At 70.4% G+C, this 18,116-nt stretch carries 16 protein-coding genes and 1 pseudogene; 7 read left to right on the top strand and 10 right to left on the bottom strand.

Translation table 11 applies throughout. The features are described 5' to 3' along the window. Positions 1–3: 3 nt before the first annotated feature. The 4 genes from HHL28_RS16870 (at position 4) to pyp (ending at position 5,889) form a co-directional block, all read left to right on the top strand. Positions 4–693, top strand: coding sequence for a TetR/AcrR family transcriptional regulator (locus HHL28_RS16870; RefSeq protein WP_075771132.1), 690 nt, complete (start codon positions 4–6; stop codon positions 691–693). Positions 694–967: 274 nt separating this feature from the next. Then, positions 968–2,506: a L,D-transpeptidase family protein gene (locus HHL28_RS16865; protein WP_169655537.1), complete on the top strand. Its 1,539-nt coding sequence runs from the start codon at positions 968–970 to the stop codon at positions 2,504–2,506. An 8-nt stretch (positions 2,507–2,514) separates the two neighbouring features. After that, positions 2,515–3,096 (top strand): biliverdin-producing heme oxygenase, encoded by a 582-nt coding sequence (locus tag HHL28_RS16860; protein WP_169655534.1) that lies wholly within the window; start codon positions 2,515–2,517, stop codon positions 3,094–3,096. 93 nt (positions 3,097–3,189) lie between these two features. Then, the gene (gene pyp, locus HHL28_RS16855; RefSeq protein WP_075771135.1) at positions 3,190–5,889 is read left to right on the top strand and encodes a photoactive yellow protein; all 2,700 of its coding nucleotides are present in this window, start codon (positions 3,190–3,192) and stop codon (positions 5,887–5,889) included. Between the two features lie 153 nt (positions 5,890–6,042). Here pyp and HHL28_RS16850 read toward each other — a convergent pair whose 3' ends face one another. Further along, positions 6,043–6,765, bottom strand: a complete 723-nt coding sequence (locus HHL28_RS16850; protein ID WP_169655532.1) for an FxsA family protein — start codon at positions 6,763–6,765, stop codon at positions 6,043–6,045. Positions 6,766–7,059: 294 nt separating this feature from the next. Here HHL28_RS16850 and HHL28_RS16845 point away from each other — a divergent pair, with 294 nt between their 5' ends. Further along, positions 7,060–7,749, top strand: coding sequence for a Tim44/TimA family putative adaptor protein (locus HHL28_RS16845; protein ID WP_075771138.1), 690 nt, complete (start codon positions 7,060–7,062; stop codon positions 7,747–7,749). A gap of 60 nt (positions 7,750–7,809) precedes the next feature. Here HHL28_RS16845 and HHL28_RS16840 read toward each other — a convergent pair whose 3' ends face one another. Continuing rightward, a complete protein-coding gene (locus HHL28_RS16840) occupies positions 7,810–8,694 on the bottom strand; it encodes a diguanylate cyclase (protein WP_075771139.1) in 885 nt (294 codons plus the stop codon). Between the two features lie 162 nt (positions 8,695–8,856). Continuing rightward, positions 8,857–10,056, bottom strand: a complete 1,200-nt coding sequence (tgt, locus tag HHL28_RS16835) for a tRNA guanosine(34) transglycosylase Tgt (RefSeq protein WP_075771140.1) — start codon at positions 10,054–10,056, stop codon at positions 8,857–8,859. Between the two features lie 257 nt (positions 10,057–10,313). Between tgt and HHL28_RS16830 the strand changes: the two genes are divergently transcribed. After that, positions 10,314–11,264, top strand: a complete 951-nt coding sequence (locus tag HHL28_RS16830) for a hypothetical protein (RefSeq protein WP_169655530.1) — start codon at positions 10,314–10,316, stop codon at positions 11,262–11,264. A 327-nt stretch (positions 11,265–11,591) separates the two neighbouring features. Here the strand turns inward: HHL28_RS16830 and HHL28_RS16825 are convergent, their stop codons facing one another. The 6 genes and pseudogenes from HHL28_RS16825 to HHL28_RS16800 all read right to left on the bottom strand — a co-directional run bounded on the left by HHL28_RS16825 (position 11,592) and on the right by HHL28_RS16800 (position 15,430). Continuing rightward, a complete protein-coding gene (locus HHL28_RS16825) occupies positions 11,592–12,371 on the bottom strand; it encodes a queuosine precursor transporter (RefSeq protein ID WP_083699108.1) in 780 nt (259 codons plus the stop codon). A 255-nt stretch (positions 12,372–12,626) separates the two neighbouring features. Further along, positions 12,627–12,923 (bottom strand): 50S ribosomal protein L28, encoded by a 297-nt coding sequence (gene rpmB / locus HHL28_RS16820; RefSeq protein WP_075771142.1) that lies wholly within the window; start codon positions 12,921–12,923, stop codon positions 12,627–12,629. A 189-nt stretch (positions 12,924–13,112) separates the two neighbouring features. Beyond that, positions 13,113–13,757 (bottom strand): dioxygenase family protein, encoded by a 645-nt coding sequence (locus HHL28_RS16815; protein WP_075771143.1) that lies wholly within the window; start codon positions 13,755–13,757, stop codon positions 13,113–13,115. 39 nt (positions 13,758–13,796) lie between these two features. Continuing rightward, positions 13,797–14,791, bottom strand: a pseudogene (gene meaB, locus HHL28_RS16810) (methylmalonyl Co-A mutase-associated GTPase MeaB). Then, positions 14,784–15,170: a type II toxin-antitoxin system VapC family toxin gene (locus tag HHL28_RS16805; RefSeq protein WP_169655528.1), complete on the bottom strand. Its 387-nt coding sequence runs from the start codon at positions 15,168–15,170 to the stop codon at positions 14,784–14,786. The pseudogene meaB and the gene HHL28_RS16805 overlap by 8 nt, the downstream one beginning before the upstream one ends. Continuing rightward, positions 15,167–15,430, bottom strand: coding sequence for a type II toxin-antitoxin system Phd/YefM family antitoxin (locus tag HHL28_RS16800; protein ID WP_075771145.1), 264 nt, complete (start codon positions 15,428–15,430; stop codon positions 15,167–15,169). The genes HHL28_RS16805 and HHL28_RS16800 overlap by 4 nt, the downstream gene beginning before the upstream one ends. A 270-nt stretch (positions 15,431–15,700) precedes the next feature. On the opposite strand from HHL28_RS16800, the gene HHL28_RS16795 reads away from it, so the two are divergent. Next, positions 15,701–16,018 (top strand): PilZ domain-containing protein, encoded by a 318-nt coding sequence (locus HHL28_RS16795; protein WP_075771146.1) that lies wholly within the window; start codon positions 15,701–15,703, stop codon positions 16,016–16,018. A gap of 42 nt (positions 16,019–16,060) precedes the next feature. Here the strand turns inward: HHL28_RS16795 and HHL28_RS16790 are convergent, their stop codons facing one another. Further along, on the bottom strand, positions 16,061–17,914 hold the full coding sequence (locus tag HHL28_RS16790) for an ABCB family ABC transporter ATP-binding protein/permease (protein ID WP_075771181.1): 1,854 nt from the start codon (positions 17,912–17,914) through the stop codon (positions 16,061–16,063). Between the last annotated feature and the right edge of the window lie 202 nt (positions 17,915–18,116).

The following is an 18,116-nucleotide window of genomic DNA, read 5'->3' as shown; positions in this document are numbered from 1 at the left end:
CCGATGACCACCGACACGGAAGAGACCGGCGCCCGTCGCCCCGGCCGCCCGCCCGACCCCAGGAAGCGCGACGCCATCCTGGCCGCCGCCCAGCTTGTGTTCGTGGCCGACGGCTATGCCGCCAGCATGGACCGGATCGCCGAGGAGGCGGGCGTGTCCAAGCAGACCATCTACAAGCATTTCGAGTCCAAGGAACTGCTGTTCGAGGCCATCGTCCGCCGGCGTTCCGACCGACTGACCGAACCGCTGGTGAACGCCGCCCCCGACGCGGGCGTGGAGACGGTGCTGCACAGCCTGGCCCTGCGCTTCCTGGAGCTGCTGACCCTGCCGGACTATGCCTGCGTGCTGCGGGTGCTGGTGGGCGCGCAGGGCCAGTTCCCCGGGCTGGCCGACCATTTCTTCGAGGTGGGTCCCCGCCGTTCCCTGGGCCGCCTGGCCGACTACCTGTCCCGGATGGACCGGCAGGGGGCCTTGCGGGTGCCCGACCCGCTGGCGGCGGCGGAGCAGTTCCTGGGCCTGGTCAACGGCCAGATCCAGATGCGCATGGTCCTGGGCATCGGCACCGATACCTCTCCCGCGGCGATGGAAGCCCGCGCCCGGGCTGCCGTGGACGTGTTCCTGCGGGCCTATGGGCGGCGCGAGCCTGCCCCGGCCCCCGAGCCGGGGGCGCCTGAGGGGACACGAATATCGTGACAAGCATGACCGGCCTGTGCCCCGCCCCCTTCTCTCCGCCGGGAATGGCTGTATCCTGACCGCACGGTTTGATGGTCGGGAGTGTCCCCATGCGTCGGTGTCTGTTGTGGGCTTGCCTGGGCTTGGCGCTGGCGGTGTCGCCGGTGGCCGCCGCCCCGGCGCCGGGCCTGGGCACCGCCATGCAGGAACGGCTGACCAAGGGCGTGGGCAGCCCGCGGGGGAGCGGGACGGCCAGGACCTTGTCCTGCTGGGCAAGTTCTATGAATCCCGCAACATGGCCCCGGTCTGGCTGGAGGGCGGCAAGCCGGGCCCCCGCGCCGCCGCCATGCTGGCCGCGCTGAAGGCTTCCGCCCTGGAGGGGCTGGAACCCAAGGATTACGGCGTCAACCGCATCGCCGCCCTGCTGGAGCGGGGCGACAGCCCGGACGCCCTGGCGGAGCTGGAGCTGCTGCTGACCAAGGGCGCCCTGACCCTGGGCCGCGACCTGGCCAGCGGCCGGCTGGAACCGTCCATCGTGGACCCGGAGCTGTTCGTGGAGCGGCGGGGCGTGGACCCGCTGGCCCTGCTAGGCAAGGTCACCGGCGCCGCCGACCCCGGCGCGGTGCTGGCCACCCTGCTGCCCACCCGGATCGAGTATGTGCGCCTGCGCGACGCCCTGGCCCGCTACCGGGACCTGGCCGCCGCCGGCGGCTGGCCGCGGGTGCAGTCGGAGGGGGAGACGCTGAAGCCCGGCCAGGCGGACCCGCGCGTGCCCTCCATCCGCGAAAGGCTGAAGGTGACGGGGGAGTACCCGGGGGACGCCCCCCTGCCGGAGGACCCCACCCTGTATGACCCGGAGCTGGAAAAGGCGGTGGTCACCTTCCAGCGCCGCCACGGGCTGGACCCGGACGGGGCCGTGGGCAAGGGCACCTTCGCGGCCCTGAACGTGCCGGTGGACCAGCGCATCGGCCAGATCAAGCTGAACATGGAACGCTGGCGCTGGATGCCCGACGACCTCGGCCGGCGTTACCTGATCGTCAACCTGGCCGCCTTCGAGCTGGCCCTGTTCGAGGAGGGCAAGGTCGTCCACCAGACCCGGGTGGTGGTGGGCGCCACCAGCACCCGCACGCCGGTGTTCAGTGAGACCATGACCTTCTTCGAGGTGAACCCCTATTGGCACGTGCCGGTGAAGATCGCCCGGGACGAGATCTTCCCCAAAGCCAAGAAGGACCCGACCTACCTGGCCCGGGAGGGCTATGTGCTGCTGTCCGATTATACGGAAAGCGCCGTGCCCGTGGACCCGAAGACGGTGGACTGGGCCCAACTGACGCCCCGCACCTTCCGTTACCGCGTGCGGCAGGAGCCGGGGGACAAGAACAGCCTGGGCCGGATCAAGATGATGTTCCCCAACCAGTGGGACATCTACCTGCACGACACCCCGTCCAAAAAGCTGTTCGGCCGCGCCACCCGCAGCTTCAGCCATGGCTGCATCCGGGTGGAGAACCCGTTCGACCTGGCGGAGGCCATCCTGCGCGTCACCGGCACCACGTCCTGGGACCGGGTCAAGCTGGATGAGGCGCTGGCGTCGGGCCAGCGGCAGGTGATCCGGCTGAAGCAGTCCCTGCCCGTGCACATCACCTACATCACCGCCTTCGTGGAGTCCGACGGCACGGTGGATTTCCGCGGCGACGTCTATGGCCGCGACCGGCGGCTGGCCCAGGCGCTGATCGCCTCACGCGTGAACTGGCCCGACCTGGCGGCGGAGGCGGCCACCAACCCCGCCGCCAAGGACGCTCCCCCGGTCCCGGCCCAGGCCGCCCCGGTGCGGGAATAGGCATGCCCATGGCCGACACGACCCTGAGCCAGCGCCTGCGCGCGGCGACCGAAGTGATCCACCAGCAGACGGAGTCCCTGCCCTTCGCCGCCCGGCTGATGGCGCCCGACCTGGACCGGGACACCTATGCCCGCACCCTGGCCCGCATGCTGGGGGTGATCGGGCCGCTGGAGGCGGCGGTGACGGAAGCCGACCGGGACGGCGCCCTGGGCTTCCTGCCCCTGCCCCAGGCGGGCAGCATCGTGGCCGACCTGTTCCGGCTGGGCTGGGACGAGGGGCGGGTGGGCGGCCTGCCCCTGGCGCCCCTGCCGCCGGGGCTGGACATCACCCCCGCGGCAGCGGGCGTGGCCTACCTGCTGGACGGCAGCCTGCTGGGCGGCCGGGTGGTGGCGCGGCGCCTGCGCGACAGCCTGGGGCCGGAGGTCGCGGGTTCCTTGAGCTTCCACGCCGACGACCCCGCCGCCAGCCAGCAATGGCAGCTCTGCCGCGCCTGGCTGGACGGGCTGCCCGCCGATTGGGCCGACGGGGCGGAGGCCGGCGCCCTGTCTGCCTTCACCGCCCTGCGGGACTGGATGGCCGGCGCGCCCTGATCCGGCCCGGGCCGGAAGGTGGGTTGCCAAGGGGGTACTTCCGGTAGACAATTCCCGCGTGTGTCATGTCGGCAGGTAACCGCGGGGTCGGGAATGGGTTCGGACGCGGGGAGGGACTTCGGCGAGGTCTTCCGCGGCTTCGCCCTGGATGACCTGTCGCCGGAGCAGTTCGACGAGCTGCCCTTCGGCGCCATCCAGGTGGACGCCAACGGCATCATCCACCGCTACAACCGCGCGGAAAGCCAGCTGTCCGGCCGCGCGCCGGAACGGGTGGTCGGCCGGGACTTTTTCCGCGACGTGGCCCCCTGCACCAACATGCCGGGCTTCCAGGGCCGCTTCGCCGAGGGGGTGGCCCGCGGCAGCCTGGATGTGGGCTTCACCTTCGTCTTCGATTTCCACATGGCCCCGGTGCGGGTCGGCATCCACATGCGGGACGCCGCCGAGCCGGGCCGCTACTGGATCCTGGTCCGGGTGATCGAGCGGCTGCAACCCTACCGTCCGGCGGAGGCGCAACGCATCGTCGCCCAACGGTCCAACGTCACCGTGGACGGGGCGATGCTGGACCTGTCCGTCTGTGAGCGGGAACGCATCCACCTGCCGGGCGCCATCCAGCCCTTCGGCGCCCTGCTGGCCCTGGACCCGTACAGCCTGACGGTCACGGCCTGCAGCGCCAACGCCTGGGAGCTGCTGGGCCTTGAAGCCCCGGGGGACCGCGCCCTGCCCCTGGACGCCTTGCTGCCGGAAGGGGTGCCCGCCGCCCTGCGCCGCGCCATGGCCGACGGGCTGCTGGCGGAAGGCCAGAGCTGGGAGGACCAGGTCCGCTGCCCGCGCACCGGCCAGCCCCTGTACCTGTCCGCCCACCGCTGGGGCGGACGGCTGCTGCTGGAGCTGGAGTCCCTGGTGGGGGTGGACACCGGCCAGGGGGTCCGCACCGCCGCGGTCGTGCAACGGGGCATGGCGGCGATGCGGCGCAACGCCGGCTTGGTGGAGCTGGCCCAGTCCATGGCCCGCGCCCTGCGGGACCTGACGGGGTTCGAGCGGGTGCTGGTCTACCGCTTCGACCGGGACTGGCACGGCCAGGTGCTGGCGGAGGACAAGGTGCCCGACTGGGAGCAGTCCTTCGCCGGGCTGCATTTCCCCGCCTCCGACATCCCACGGCAGGCGCGGGACCTGTATGTGCGCAGCCCCATCCGCCATGTGCCCGACCGGGACTATGTGCCCGTGCCGCTGCTGGCCGGGGACGGCGCGGCGGCGGGGGAGGCGCTGGACCTCAGCCTGTCGCGGCTGCGCAGCCTGTCGCCGGTGCACCTGGAATACCACCGGAACATGGGCGTCAACGGGTCCATGTCCATTTCCATCCTGCAGGACGGCAAGCTCTGGGGCCTGGCCACCTTCCACCACCGGCTGCCCCACTTCGTGGACCCGGTGCGGCGGGCGGCGGCCCTGTCCCTGACAGAGGCGTTCGGCCTACGCATCGCCTCCGTCCTCCAGGCCCAGGCAACGCGGGAGCGGCGGGCCGACGCGGACCGGCTGAACCGGCTCATCGCGCAGATGGCGGGGTCAACCGACTTCCTGCTGGCCCTGACCCAGGGGCCGGACGACATCAGCGCCCTGTTCCAGGGGGGCGGGGCGGCCATCCTCTACCAGGGCCGGGCCGCCTGTGTGGGCCGGACCCCGCCGGAGACGGCCCTGGGCACCCTGGCGGGCTGGCTGCGGGACCAGGTGGTGGATGACGGCATCTTCATGACCGACGCCCTGCCGTCCCTCTGCCCGGCGCTGGAGAAGCACCGGGAGGTGGCGAGCGGCTTGCTGGCCGTGCGGCTGGCGGCGGACGCGGATGACTGGCTGCTGTGGTTCCGGCCGGAGGAGGCCCAGCTCATCGTCTGGGGCGGCAACCCGCACAAGCCCGCCGAACGGCGGGAGGACGGGACGGCGGCGGTGCTGCCCCGCGCCAGCTTCGAGCGGTGGGTGGAGGAAAGGCGCGGCCAGGCCCAGCCCTGGGCCGGGTGGGAGCCGGACATCGCCCGCAGCCTGCGCCATGCCATCAACGACGTGATCCTGCGCCACATGCGGCAGCTGGCGGAACTGAACGAGCGGCTGCGCTCCAGCGACGCGGCCAAGTCCCGCTTCCTGGCCAACATGAGCCATGAGCTGCGCACGCCGCTGAACGCCATCCTTGGCTTCTCGGAGGTGCTGGAGGCGGGGCTGTTCGGGCCGCTGACGCCGAAGCAGCGGGAATATATCGGCGACATCCACGCCTCGGGCCGGCACCTGCTGGCCATGGTGACCGACATGCTGGACCTGGCCCGGATCGAGGCGGGGCGGCTGGAACTGCGCCCCGAGCCGGTGGACCTGGCCGTGCTGGTGGAAGAGAGCGTGGCCCTGGCCCGCCCGCGGGCGGAGGTGGAGGGGGTGGAGCTGCTGACCAGCCTGCCCGTGCCGCTGCCGCCCCTGTCCGCCGACCCGGTGCGGCTGAAGCAGGTCCTGCTGAACCTGGTCACCAACGCCGTGAAGTTCACCCCCCGCGGCGGCCGGGTGGAAGTGTCCGCCGAGGCGCTGCCGGACGCGGTGGCCCTGGAGGTGCGCGACACCGGCGTGGGCATGACCCCGGCGGAGGTGGCCCTGTCCCTGGAACCCTTCCGCCAGGTCAGCAACTTCACCAAGCATGTGCAGGAGGGCGCGGGCCTGGGCCTGCCCATCTCCCGCATGCTGGTCCAACTCCACGGCGGCGACTTGTCGATCCGCAGCCGGCCCGGTGCCGGGACGACGGTGCGGGTGGTGCTGCCGCGATGAAGGGAAGGACGATGGCCATGCAAGGAAAGCCCGAGCCCTGGGACCGTGCGCCCGATAGCGTCCGACGCAGCCGCGCGTTCCATCCCTCTGAGCTTCCGGAGCACCTGAAGGAGGCGTTGGAGACTGCGCGCATGGACCCGCGGCACGAGCACCTCAACGCCCTGATGGATGCCGGAATCGAGCCCACAGCCGCTGGGTTGGGGCCGAACCGCCTGTGACTGGCACGACCGCTTCCCCGCGAAGGCGGGGGCCCACATTTTTGGACCCGGTGTCCGTCGTCTCTGTCGTTGAAGAACCGTGCACCCCCGCCTGCGCGGGGGAGACATAGAATGCTGCGTCCTCGGTCAACCCTTCACCGCCCCGGCGGGCGCCAGCGGCTGTCGGGGGTGGCAGGGTGTCCTGTTCGGGGTCGGCCTGCGGGACCTCGCGGAAGTCGCCCTCGATCACCGTGGTGTCGCTGTAGGGCGGGCGCCCGCCGGAGCGCCAGACGGTGGTGCCGCCGGCGCGCATCTCCCCCTGCACCAGGCCGGACCGCACGGCCCGCGCGATCCGGCCATAAAGCCAACCGCGCACCGGGGGCAGCAGGACCAGCAGGGCCAGGATGTCGGTGACGAAGCCCGGGATCACCAGCAGCACGCCGGCCAGCGCCAGGCACAGCCCGTCGAACGCCTCCTTCAGGGGCGGCTCGCCCCGGTCCATGCGTTCCTGCGCCTTCCGCAGGGTGCCCAGCCCCTGGCGCCTCAACAGGGCGATGCCCGCCACGGCGGCCAGAATGACCAACAGCACCGTGTTCAGGACGCCGACCTTGTCGCCCACATAGGCGAAGCCGGCGATCTCCACCAACGGCAACAGCAGGAAGGGGAGGAGGAAACGCATGGGGCGCCTTGCTCTTTGTTGACCGGGGGCCTATCTAACCCTTGGGTTCGGGGCCATCCCGGCCTCCCGGAACCGCCCCCGGCGGCGATGGTTGATTAGAGCCCAGGGCCGCCGCCGGCACTCTTTCCACCGGCACCGCGGCCGCTGGCAAGGCTAGAGGTAATGCGCCGCGGCCCCGGATGTAAGGGGCCATGGGGCCAACGGACAGGTTCCTTGCGGGCCGATTCCGTGCGAACCTGAGGCGCGGTCACCATCCCCGGGACTTCGGTCACGACAGACAGGACGGCTTGGCACATGGGCGAGGGGTTCTTCTTCATCGACATCCTGATCTTCGCCATGGTGGCCGCCTTCCTGGTGTTCCGGTTGCGCAGCGTGCTGGGCCGCCGCCATGGGGATGAGCGCCAGCGCCCCAACCCCATCGCCCCGCCCCCCGCCGGCCGCGGCCCCCTGGGCGACAAGGCCGACAACGTGGTCCCCCTGCCCGGCCGCGTGGCGCCGGACCTGGCGGCGGAGCCGCCGGCCTTCACCGGCCCGGTGTCCGTGGCCGACGGCATCAAGCAGATCCGCACCGCCGACCCCAGCTTCACCGAGAAGCATTTCCTGCAGGGCGCCAAGGCGGCGTTCGAGATGATCGTCAGCGCCTTCGCCGCCGGCGACACCGCCACCCTGCGCCCCCTGCTGGCGGACGAGGTCTACGACAACTTCGCCGAGGCCATCCGCAAGCGCCAGCAGGCGGGGGAGAGCCTGGACACGGTCATCCAATCCTTCGAGTCCGTGGACATGACCGCCGCCCGGCTGGAAGGCCGCACCGCCTTCTGCACGGTCACCTTCACCACCCACCAGATCAACGTCACCCGGGACGCCAACGGCAACCCGGTGGAGGGCGACGGCACGGCGGAGGAGGTGGTGGACATCTGGACCTTCAGCCGCAACACCCGCGCCACCAACCCCAACTGGGTGCTGGTCGAGACGCGCGTACCTTAATTGCCCCGTAGGTCGGATCAGCGGCCTGTCGGCCGCTGATCCGACCTACGAAGCCAAGCCTTACCCCACCGCCGCCTTCAAGGCCGCCGCCGTGACGATGCGGTTGCGGCCCGTGCGCTTGGCCTCGTAGAGGGCCTGGTCGGTCTGGTCCACCAGCGCGTCCAGGGTCAGGTCCAGGCGGCTCTCCGCCAGGCCGAAGCTGGCCGTCACGTACAAGGTCCGCCCGTCCGCCAGGTGCACCGGCAGGGCGGCGATGTCGGCGCGCAGCCGTTCCAGCACCATCATGCCCTCGGGCAGGCTGGTGTCCTTCAGCAGGATCAGCATCTCCTCCCCGCCCAGGCGGAAGGCCTCGTCGAAGCTGCGGATGCCGCGGTTGATGGCACCTGCCACGGCCACCAGCACCCGGTCGCCCGCGTCATGGCCATAGGTGTCGTTGACTGACTTGAACTTGTCCAGGTCGCAGAGCGCCAGGCAGAAGGGCTTGCCCGTACGGCGGAACCGGTTCAGCTCCCGCTCCAGCTCCTCCTGCAAACCGGTGCGGTTGCGCAGGCCGGTCAGCGGGTCGATGCCGCTGCCGGCCATGCTGAAGGCTTTCTCGAAGCGGCGGCACTGCTGGATGAACTCGTCGAACTTCTCCGCCACCGATTCATAGGCCTGGTGGCCACAGGGCGTGCCCTCCGCCACCCGCATCAGCACCAGCCGCGCCATGCGGTGGAGCTGCTCATGCAAGGTCACCAGCCGGTCCACGGCGGGCTGGTCGGTCAGCTCGCTGTCCTTGGCCCGCTTCACCCACAGGATGAACCCCATGGGCATGGGGGCCGCGTCGGGCCCGGACAGGCCGCACTCCGCCGGGAAGAAGACAGCCCGGTGCCACCGGGTGAGCCAGCGGAGATGTTCGTCGATGACGGGGCTGAGGCCGGCCTGGGACGGCGGTGTGGGGGACATGGCTGACGCCTTGGGTAAGGGCCACGCATCCGCGGGCACTACGCCCTAAAGACATAGCGCACTTCGCCTGACGTGGCACCCACCGCGTGACCACACCCCCGAAATGGCACGGGGCTGTGGCTTCGCTGCCGGGCCGGTTGCGTCAGCGGGTCCCGGTCCCCGTCATTCCCGCCATACCCAGCGCTGCTCCACCGCGTCCAGCGTACCTGTCCGCAGTCCCTCGCGGACATCGCGCATCAGCCGGTTCATGGTGTGGATGTTATGCAGGGAGACGAGCTGCATGGCCAGCAGCTCCTCCGCCTTCAGCAGGTGGTGCAGGTAGGCGCGGCTGAACTTCCGGCAGGCGTAGCAGCCGCAGGATGCGTCGATGGGCTCCGGGTCGGACTTGAAGCGGCCGTTGCGCAGGTTCAGCCGCTCCCCCTTCACCCCCGGCACCAGGGCCCAGCCGTGGCGGGCGATGCGGGTGGGGCTGACGCAGTCGAAGGTGTCGATGCCCAGCCGCACCCCGGCGAAGATGTCCACGATGCCGCCGATGCCCAGCAGGTGGACCGGCCGCTCGGCATGGACATGGGCCATGGCCATGGCCACCACTTCCACCATCTGTTCCTTGTGGGCCCCCAGGGACCCGCCCACGGCGGTGGCGAAGAAGGGCCGGTCCTTGGTGTACTCGGCACTTTCCTTGCGCAGGTCCGGGTACACGCCGCCTTGGACGATGCCGTACATGGCTTGGGGCAGGCCGTTGGCCGACAGGCCGCCGCCGCGCTCGAACTCCGCCAAGGACCGGTCGCCCCAGCGGTGGGACATGCGCATGGAGCGGGCGGTGTAGTTGCGGTCCACGTGGAAGGGCGTGCACTCGTCCAACTGCACGATCAGGTCGGCACCCAGCTTGCGCTGGATGTCGATGCTCTTCTCCGGCGTCAGGAACAGGTGCTCCCCGCCCATGTAGCTGCGGAACTTGGCCCCCTCCTCCGTGATCTTCAGCAGGGTCTTCTCACGGGTCGTGGTGCGACGCCCCTTCACCTCGTCCGCCACGCTGCCATGGCCCATGGCGAAGATCTGGTAGCCGCCGCTGTCGGTCAGCATGGGCCCGTCCCAGCCCATGAACTTGTGCAGGCCGCCCATGGCCGCCACCACCTCCGCCCCCGGCTGGATCATCAGGTGGTAGGTGTTGGACAGGATGATGTCCGTCTGCTCGGCGCGGAGCTGGTCCGGCGTCACGCCCTTCACCGTCGCCTTGGTGCCGCAGAAGATGAAGTTCGGCGTCTCGATCGCCCCGTGCGGCGTGGTCAGCCGGCCCAGCCGGGCCTGGCTGGCGGGGTCGCGGTGCAGGATGTCGAAGGCGAAGCCGGGATAGCGGGACATGGGACCGTCAGCATTGCGATGGGGGCGTCCGCGGCAGCGGGCGGACCGGGTTGCATAGCATGGCCGGCCCCGCCCCTCCAGCCCGGGGCCGCCCGGGACAGGCAGGGTTGCCCACCGGGCAGGGCCGGAAGGCCGGTTGCACAAATTTCACTGTCCCGCCCCCTAGCCTTTCGGCATAAGTAATATTACCAGAGCACGCCCTGTGGTGGGTTTCTGGCCGTTTACACACCATTTATCTTGATTTGGGGAGTCCGACCATGACGGCTGTTAATCAGGGACTGTTCCTTACCTATGCTTCTGGTGGTGGCGGAGTCCTGAAGGCCTATGATTTCAACGTGTCGTTCGACGGGGGCAAGACCCAGCACCTGCTGCTGATGGATACCGGCTCCCCCTGGATGAACGTGGGCAGCAACCTGCTGCCGGAAGGGACCTATACCGTCTGCGATCCCCAGCCCAACACCCCGGCCCCCAACTATTCCAGCGACGGCAACCAGTATGAGGGCCAGTGGGTCCAGGTCACCGCCACCGTGACCGGCGGCAACGGGGCCAGCTTCACCACGCCCGCGCCGATCACCGTCTTCCGCAGCACCAGCTCGCCCGGCGTGTCCATGATGGGGGTCAGCACGCGCTTTGCCGACCTGGACGCCATGAACGTCTTCCTGAACGTGCCGGGGATCGTGAACGGCAGCTACCCCGCCGGCTACATCCTGGACCAATACGGGGTCTGGTTCGGCTATGGGCAGGACACCCTGGCCCAGTTCACCCAGGCGCCGGTGACCTCGGCCCTGGGCCAGCGCACCGCCGCGGCACAGGTGACCCTGACCGGCCCGGGCCTGCCCACCTACACGGCCACCGTGCCGTTCCTGATGGACACGGGCATCGACTACACCATCGTCACCCCGAACACCAACCCGCCGGCAGAGCCGCCGCCCTCCCCCACCGCGTGGCAGGAGCCGAACCCCAACGGGGGCTTCCAGTTCATCCCCGGCGTGGGGGTGAGCGTGACCGTGGGCGGCATGAGCTGGGGCTTCAACATGGACCAGTGCGGCAAGCAGGCGTCGGTCCCGGCCTTTGCCCGCCTGGCGAAGCCCAGCGCCAACGGCATCGTCAACACGGGCCGTCATTTCCTGGCCAGCTACAAGTACCTGGTCCAACTGGACAGCCGCATCGGTTCCGCCACCGGCACCATGGGCTTCCTGAAGGTCTGACAGGCCGGGGCGGCGCCGGACCCCGGCGCCGCCCCTCAGACCTGTTCGTGCCCCCTCAAACGCCGGGCGGGCGCATCCGCGCCATTGGCTTATACCAAGCGCATGAGTTTTTGACTCATGCGCTTGGAGGCCGGCGACCGCCGGCCCGCGGGCCCATGCCCGCGTGAGCCAAGCCGCCGGATGGCGGCGCCCGGCGCCTGAGGGGCCGTTGATCGGTCACGATCAACGGCGGCTGGTATCAGGCGCCCATGGGGGCGCGGGCGGGCAGTCGCCGGCCTTAACGGGCATGGGTCAAGGCCTCACGCCCTGGGTCAAAGCCCATTGGGGTCAGCTTGCCAGCCCCGGTCGGCCCACAGCCAGCCGCGACAGGTACATGAAGGGCGTGTCCAGCAGGCTCAACCCCACCCGCAGCAGGTAGGTGCCCAGGATGTAGGTGTGGAGCAACGCCTCCCACCCCACCGGCTCGGGCGCGAAGACCACCCAGGCCAGGACGGAGAAGATCACGTTGTCCACCAGGCTGGACAGCATGGTGCTGCCGTTGTTCCGCAGCCACAGGTGCTTGTCCCCCGTGGCGCCGCGGATGCGCTGGTAGACCCAGACGTCGAACAGCTGGCTGCACAGGTACGCGGTCATCCCCGCCGCGAACAGGCCCGGGGCCGGCAGGAACAGGGCCGCCATGTGGTCCTGCATGGGCAGGGCCCAGGCCATGTCCGCCCCCGCCTGCTCCGCCGTCAAAGGCCGGAAACCCAGGGTCAGCACCATCAGCAGGGTGAACAGCAGGTAGGCGGCGAAGCCCAGGAACACGGCCTTGCGCGCCGCGTCCCGCCCGTAATGCTCCGTCAGGATGTCGGTGGCCAGGTAGGTGGAGCTGAACAGCACCGTGCCCATCGCCACCGGGTGGTCATAGACGCTGAACTGCACGGCCTTCAGCACCTCCACGTTCGCGGCGATCACGGCCACGGCGATGTAGAGATACAGTCCCGGCGCCCCGAACAGCCGGGCGAACAGCAGGATGGTGCCGAAGCAGAACAGCGCCTGCGCCAGCAGCAGCAGCTCCGGCGGCACGGCATGCAGGGCGGCGACCAGGTCGGCAGGGTTCAGGGGCATGGGCCTTCACCGGAAAAGCCGATGACGGCAGGCGGAGCCTGTCGGCATCGGCAGGGCCGCGGCGGCGGCCCCACGCACGCGGGTGCGCGCAAGCCCCCCGCTGGCGAATGCCAGCATACGCAACGGGCCGCGGATGCGGCCGCCCGGCGCCTGGGGGATCACAAAAAGGAACAACCCCGCGCCGGGCACCCCGTTTCCGGGGGCGGCGCGGGGCCGGTCAAGCCAGACGGCAGCGGGTCAGCAGCCAGCCGCGCTTCAGGCGGCGGACTTGGACTCCAGCGCCTTCTTGATCTGCTTCTTCACCTTGCGGGCATCGTCGCTCAGCTTGGCGTCGGCGATGTCCAGCAGGGCGGCGTCCAGGCCACCCTTGTGCTCGATGGTGCGGATGCCGTTGGTGGACAGGCGCAGGCGCACCATGCGGCCCAACGCGTCGGACAGGAGCGACGTCTCCTGCAGGTTCGGCTTGAAGCGCCGACGGGACTTGTTGTTGGCGTGGGAGACGTTGTTGCCGGTCTGCACACCCTTGCCGGTCACGTCGCACTTGCGGGACATCGGAACACCCTTTTTCGCTACTGGCGTTGCTGCTGGCGACATCCGGCCCCAAGGGGGTGGAGAGGTCGCGTTACCCATAGAAAATCTTGCGCCGGACACCCCAGGGCGCCCGGCGGAGACGCGTTGATAGCCAAGCGGCCCGACAGAGTCAAGCGCGGGTGCGCCATCCGCCCCGCGCAACCCGCGACATCAGGCGAGGATGATGTCGAACCGCCCGGCCAGGGCGCCCGTCTCGATCCCGTCGGCCGGTTCCAGCCGCACCGCAACAGCTGCCCGTTGTTCCGGCGACAGGCGGGAGAAGATGAAGTCCCTCGGGTTGCCAGGGTCCCCCTCCACATACATCTGGGTCACCAGCCGGGACCGGCCGGGGGCGGCCACGGCGAAATGCACATGGGGCGTCCGCCCGCTGTAAGCCACCGGCCGGATGGTGCGGAACCGGTAGCGGCCATCCGCGTCCGTCCGGGTGCGGCCATAGCCCTGGAAGTTGCCGTCCCGGCCCTGCTCACGGTCGGCGGGGTGGTGGTAGATGCCGTTGGCGTCGCACTGCCAGGCCTCCACCAGCGCCCCGGCCAGGGGCGTGCCGTCGGCGGCCAGGACCCGGCCGGACAGGTGGGTGACCTGCCCCATGGCCTGCGCCGCCCGCCCGGTGACCCGCACCAGGTCCCAGTCATGCTCGGCGGGCAACTCGGTGGGATAGAAGGGCCCCGCCGTCTGCCGCGGGGTCGGCACCAGGGCCCGGGCGGGGGCCGGCAGCGCCGCGAACGCCGCCAGGGCGGCAGCCCCGGTGAGCAGGCGCCGGCGAGGGAGGTGGATGGTTGGGCGGGACTCGGCCATGGACAGGAGGTGTGGCCGGACCGGGTCCGGGGCAAGGGGCTATACCGTCCGCTCCCCCCGGAAGAGCCCCAGCAACTGCCGCGCCGCCATGCCGGGCGTCACCTTCCCGGCCGCCGCGGCGCGCTCAAGACTCGGCAGCGCGGCCCGGACGCCCGGGTCGTTGGTGAAGGAGGACAGCAGGTTCTCGCGGATCTCGTTCCACATCCAGGTGCGGGCCTGGGCGGCGCGGCGACGGTCCAGGGCGCCGGTGCCGCCCAGCGTGCGGCGGTAGTCGCCGATGCGGTCCCACACCGCCCCCACCCCCTGCCCCTCCAGGGCGGAGCAGGACAGGACCGGCACCCGCCAGGCCGGGTCGGCGGGGCGCAGCATGGACAGGGCGTGACGATATTCCGCCACCGCGTGCCGGGCGGCGGCGGCCAAGGCGCCGTCGGCCTTGTTGACGACGATCATGTCCGCCAGCTCGACGATGCCCTTCTTGATGCCTTGCAGCTCGTCCCCGCCCGCCGGGGCAGCAGCAGCAGGAACAAATCCACCATGTCGGCCACGGCCGTCTCCGACTGGCCCACGCCTACCGTCTCCACGATGACAAGGTCATAGCCCGCGGCCTCTACCAACAGCATGGCTTCCCGCGTGCGCCGCGCCACGCCGCCCAGGGTGCTGCCGGCGGGGGAGGGACGGATGAAGGCGGAGGGGTGGCGCGACAGCTCCTCCATCCTTGTCTTGTCGCCCAGGATGCTGCCGCCGGTGCGCTGGCTGCTGGGGTCCACGGCCAGGACCGCCACCTTGTGCCCCTGGCCGATGACGTGCAGGCCGAACGCCTCGATGAAGGTGGACTTGCCCACCCCCGGCACCCCGGTGATCCCCAGGCGCACGCCCTTGCCCGTGTGGGGCAGCAAGGCGGCCAGCAGCGCCTCCGCCCGTTCCCGGTGGTCGGGGCGGGTACTTTCCACCAGGGTGATGCCCCGGGCCAGGGCCCGCCTGTCGCCGGACAGGATGGCGGGGGCGAGGGAATCGGGGGAGAGGGTGTCAGGCATGGGGCCAGAGCCTTCGGATCGGGAAGACGTCCAGGGCCGTATCGACGCTGACCAGGCCGATGTTCCGCAACCTGGCCTGGGCCACGATCATGCGGTCGAACGGGTCGCGATGCTCGCCCTCCATCTCCCCTGCCAGCTTGGCGTCCTGGTAATCAATGGGGATGACCGCGACATTGCTTCGCGCCAACAGGGCGCCCAGGTCGCCGACGGGCGGAAGCTTGCCGAGCCGGACCTTGGTCGTGATCTCCCAGACGCTGACCGCGCTCATCAACAGGGTCTGCCCGTCCGCCTCCAACTGGGTCACCACCGGCCGCGGGATCGCGGCAGTTCCGCCCGCCCACCAGAGGAACACATGGGTGTCCAGCAGCAGGGTCGTCACTTGTCCCCGCCTGGAAAGATCGGGCCGTCCTCCCACGCGCGCAGCTCTTCCTCCGGGAGCGGGTCGAAGAAGCTGTCGGGTACGGTCACCTGGTCCTTGGCGAAGCCATACAACCCCTTGCGGGACATGGGCCGGGGCAGACGCACCAGCCGTGCCACCGGCAGCCCGTCACGGGCCAGCACCACCTCCTCCCCCGCGTCCAGGTCGCGGAGCAGGGCGGACAGGGTGGGGTCGTCGTCGCGGACGTTGACGGTCTTCATGGGGGGATGATGGACCAGGGCCGTTGACAGGTCAAACCCGCCTGGGAAATGCCCGCCGAGCGCCGCACGGACCGATAGCCCGAACGGGTTATCACCCCTGGAAGCGTTCCGGGTCGGCGACCTGCATGCGACAGTAGGGGGTAAACCGCGTGGAGTGCCCCGATGCCTCCCGACTATGACGGGTCCGCCCCTGTCCTTGAGACTGACCGTGCCCCGGCGCAACCGGCAGGGCAGCCCGGCTTACGCCGGGTCCCTGCCTGGCTCGCCCGCATGCTGGGCATCGAGCGACGAGGCGCCCCGCGCTGGCAGCCGCAAAGCGGGCTGGTGCAGGTGGGCGGCGTGTTGCTGAAGGTCGCGGATGTCAGCGCCACCGGATTGCGCATCCAGGGCTATCGCGGCTCCCTCAGCCCCCAGGACCGGTTCGCCCTGACCCTGTACCTGGCCGACGCCACCGGCCGGCTGGAGCTGGAGGCGGAGGCCATCGTCGGCTGGCGGTCCGGCGACAAGCTGGGCGCCGCCTTCTATGGCCTGTCGCGGGAGGACCGGGTGCGGCTGGAGGCATTCCTGGCCGCGGTGGACGGCACCTGACACGCCCGTCCCAGCCCGCGACTTTCGAATTCGAAAGTCGGCTTAGTCAGCCGCCACCGTCTCTGCCGCCTTCGCCCCGTTGCCGTTGACGTCCTGCTGCTTCGCCCACAGCGCGGCATAGGCGCCGCCCATGGCCAGCAGGGCGGCGTGGGCGCCGCGTTCCACGATGCGGCCGGCCTCCAGCACGATGATCTCGTCCGCGTCCACCACGGTGGACAGGCGGTGGGCGATGACCAGGGTGGTGCGGCCGCGGCTGGCGTCGCGCAATGCTGCCTGGATCTCCCGCTCCGTGTGGGTGTCCAGGGCGCTCGTCGCCTCGTCCAGGATCAGGATGGGCGGGTCCTTCAGCAGGGTACGGGCGATGGCCACCCGCTGCTTCTCCCCGCCGGAAAGCTTCAGGCCCCGCTCCCCCACCATGGTGTCCCAGCCGTCGGGCAGGCTGGCGATGAAGTTCCGGATCTGGGCGGCGGAGACCACCCGGTCCAGTTCCCCCTGCGTGGCGCCGGGGCGGCCATAGGCGATGTTGTAGCGGATGGTGTCGTTGAACAGCACCGTGTCCTGCGGGACGATGCCGATGGCCGCCCGCAGGGACGATTGGGTCACGTCCCGGACATCCTGCCCGTCCACCAGGATGCGCCCGCCCGTGGCATCGTAGAAGCGGTAGAGCAGCCGCGACAGGGTGGACTTGCCCGCCCCGGTGGGGCCCACCACGGCCACGGTCTTGCCGGCCGGGATGGTGAAGCTGATGCCCTGAAGGATGGGCCGGCGGGCGTCGTAGGCGAAACGGACATCCTCGAACCGCACCTCGCCCCCCGCGGCGTGCAGGGGCTGGGCGCCGGGCTTGTCCTGCACCTCCCGCTCCACGTTCAGCAGGTCGAACATCTTCTCCATGTCGTTCAGGGACTCCTTGATGCCCCGGTAGACGAAGCCGAAGATGTTCAGCGGCTGGTAAAGCTGCAGCAGGTAGGTGTTCACGGCCACGAAGTCGCCGATGGTCATGCTGCCGTTGGCGATGCCTGCCGCGGCCATCCACATCACCGCCACCACGCCCGTGGCGATGATGAAGCCCTGGCCCACGTTCAGCAGCGACAGGGAGGACTGGGTGCGGACCGCCGCGTCCTCATACACCCGCAGGGCCTTGTCGTAGCGCTCCGCCTCGAACCGCTCATTGCCGAAATACTTGACCGTCTCGTAGTTCAGCAGCGTGTCGATGGCGCGGGCGTTGGCCTTGGTGTCGGCGTCCAGCATGGCGCGGCGGATGCGGGTGCGCCAGTTGGTGACCGTGATGGTGTAGGCGATGTAGCCGGCCACGGTGGCGAAGGTGACGACGGCGAAGCGCCAGTCGAACATCTTCCACAGGATCACGGTGACCAGCAGGATTTCCAGCAGGGTGGGCAGCACGTTGAACAGCAGCGTACCCAGCAGGCTGTCGATGGCCTTGGTGCCCCGCTCGATCACCCGGGACAGGCCGCCGGTCTGCCGTTCCAGGTGGAAGCGCAGGGACAGGGAGTGCAGGTGCTGGAAGACGTTCAGCGCCGCCTGCCGCATGGCCCGCTGGCTGACCCGCTCGAACACGGCATCGCGCAGTTCCCCGAAGGCCAGGGTGGCGACGCGGGCCAGGCCATAGGCCAGGATGAAGCCCAGGGGAATGGCGATCGCCGGGTTGGCCGCGGCGGACGCGGCCAAGTCCCGCGGCCCGTCGCCGGACAGGGCGTCCACCGCGCCCTTGTACAGGATGGGCACGGTGACGTTGGCGCCCTTGGCCACCGCCAGGAACAGCAGCGCGACCACAACCCGCGCCCGTATCCCCCATTCGCCCACGGGCCACAGGTAAGGCAGCAGGGTGCGGATGGCCCCGGCCTCGCCCAGCCGCTCACGGCCGGGGGGCAGGGTCAGGTCGGTTTCCTTGGGGGGCGGTCATGGCGGCGCATGACAGGGCAAGGTAGGCGCACCGGATGCCCCTGGAAAGTGCCGGCTTGCCACGGTGCCGCGCATCCCTGCCCCGCACAGTTGGTTTTCTGTTCCCTCGGCCGCCAAGTGCCGCCACGCGACGGCTTGGCTCATGCGGACACGTGTCCGCGCGGCCGCGGTCGGTCAG

This window comes from Aerophototrophica crusticola (assembly GCF_012913305.1).
In the GTDB taxonomy this organism is placed as follows: domain Bacteria; phylum Pseudomonadota; class Alphaproteobacteria; order Azospirillales; family Azospirillaceae; genus Niveispirillum; species Niveispirillum crusticola.
The sequence above is the reverse complement of the archived record's forward strand: the minus strand, read 5'-3'. Positions and strand labels throughout refer to the sequence as shown.

Excerpts from the sequence above, each read along its gene's own strand:
- HHL28_RS16870 (WP_075771132.1), top strand. The coding sequence starts at position 4 with ATGACCACCGACACGGAAGAGACCGGCGCCCGTCGCCCCGGCCGCCCG.
- HHL28_RS16865 (WP_169655537.1), top strand. The coding sequence starts at position 968 with ATGGCCCCGGTCTGGCTGGAGGGCGGCAAGCCGGGCCCCCGCGCCGCC.
- HHL28_RS16860 (WP_169655534.1), top strand. The coding sequence starts at position 2,515 with ATGGCCGACACGACCCTGAGCCAGCGCCTGCGCGCGGCGACCGAAGTG.
- pyp (WP_075771135.1), top strand. The coding sequence starts at position 3,190 with ATGGGTTCGGACGCGGGGAGGGACTTCGGCGAGGTCTTCCGCGGCTTC.
- HHL28_RS16850 (WP_169655532.1), bottom strand. The coding sequence starts at position 6,765 with ATGCGTTTCCTCCTCCCCTTCCTGCTGTTGCCGTTGGTGGAGATCGCC.
- HHL28_RS16845 (WP_075771138.1), top strand. The coding sequence starts at position 7,060 with ATGGGCGAGGGGTTCTTCTTCATCGACATCCTGATCTTCGCCATGGTG.
- HHL28_RS16840 (WP_075771139.1), bottom strand. The coding sequence starts at position 8,694 with ATGTCCCCCACACCGCCGTCCCAGGCCGGCCTCAGCCCCGTCATCGAC.
- tgt (WP_075771140.1), bottom strand. The coding sequence starts at position 10,056 with ATGTCCCGCTATCCCGGCTTCGCCTTCGACATCCTGCACCGCGACCCC.
- HHL28_RS16830 (WP_169655530.1), top strand. The coding sequence starts at position 10,314 with ATGACGGCTGTTAATCAGGGACTGTTCCTTACCTATGCTTCTGGTGGT.
- HHL28_RS16825 (WP_083699108.1), bottom strand. The coding sequence starts at position 12,371 with ATGCCCCTGAACCCTGCCGACCTGGTCGCCGCCCTGCATGCCGTGCCG.
- rpmB (WP_075771142.1), bottom strand. The coding sequence starts at position 12,923 with ATGTCCCGCAAGTGCGACGTGACCGGCAAGGGTGTGCAGACCGGCAAC.
- HHL28_RS16815 (WP_075771143.1), bottom strand. The coding sequence starts at position 13,757 with ATGGCCGAGTCCCGCCCAACCATCCACCTCCCTCGCCGGCGCCTGCTC.
- HHL28_RS16800 (WP_075771145.1), bottom strand. The coding sequence starts at position 15,430 with ATGAAGACCGTCAACGTCCGCGACGACGACCCCACCCTGTCCGCCCTG.
- HHL28_RS16795 (WP_075771146.1), top strand. The coding sequence starts at position 15,701 with ATGCTGGGCATCGAGCGACGAGGCGCCCCGCGCTGGCAGCCGCAAAGC.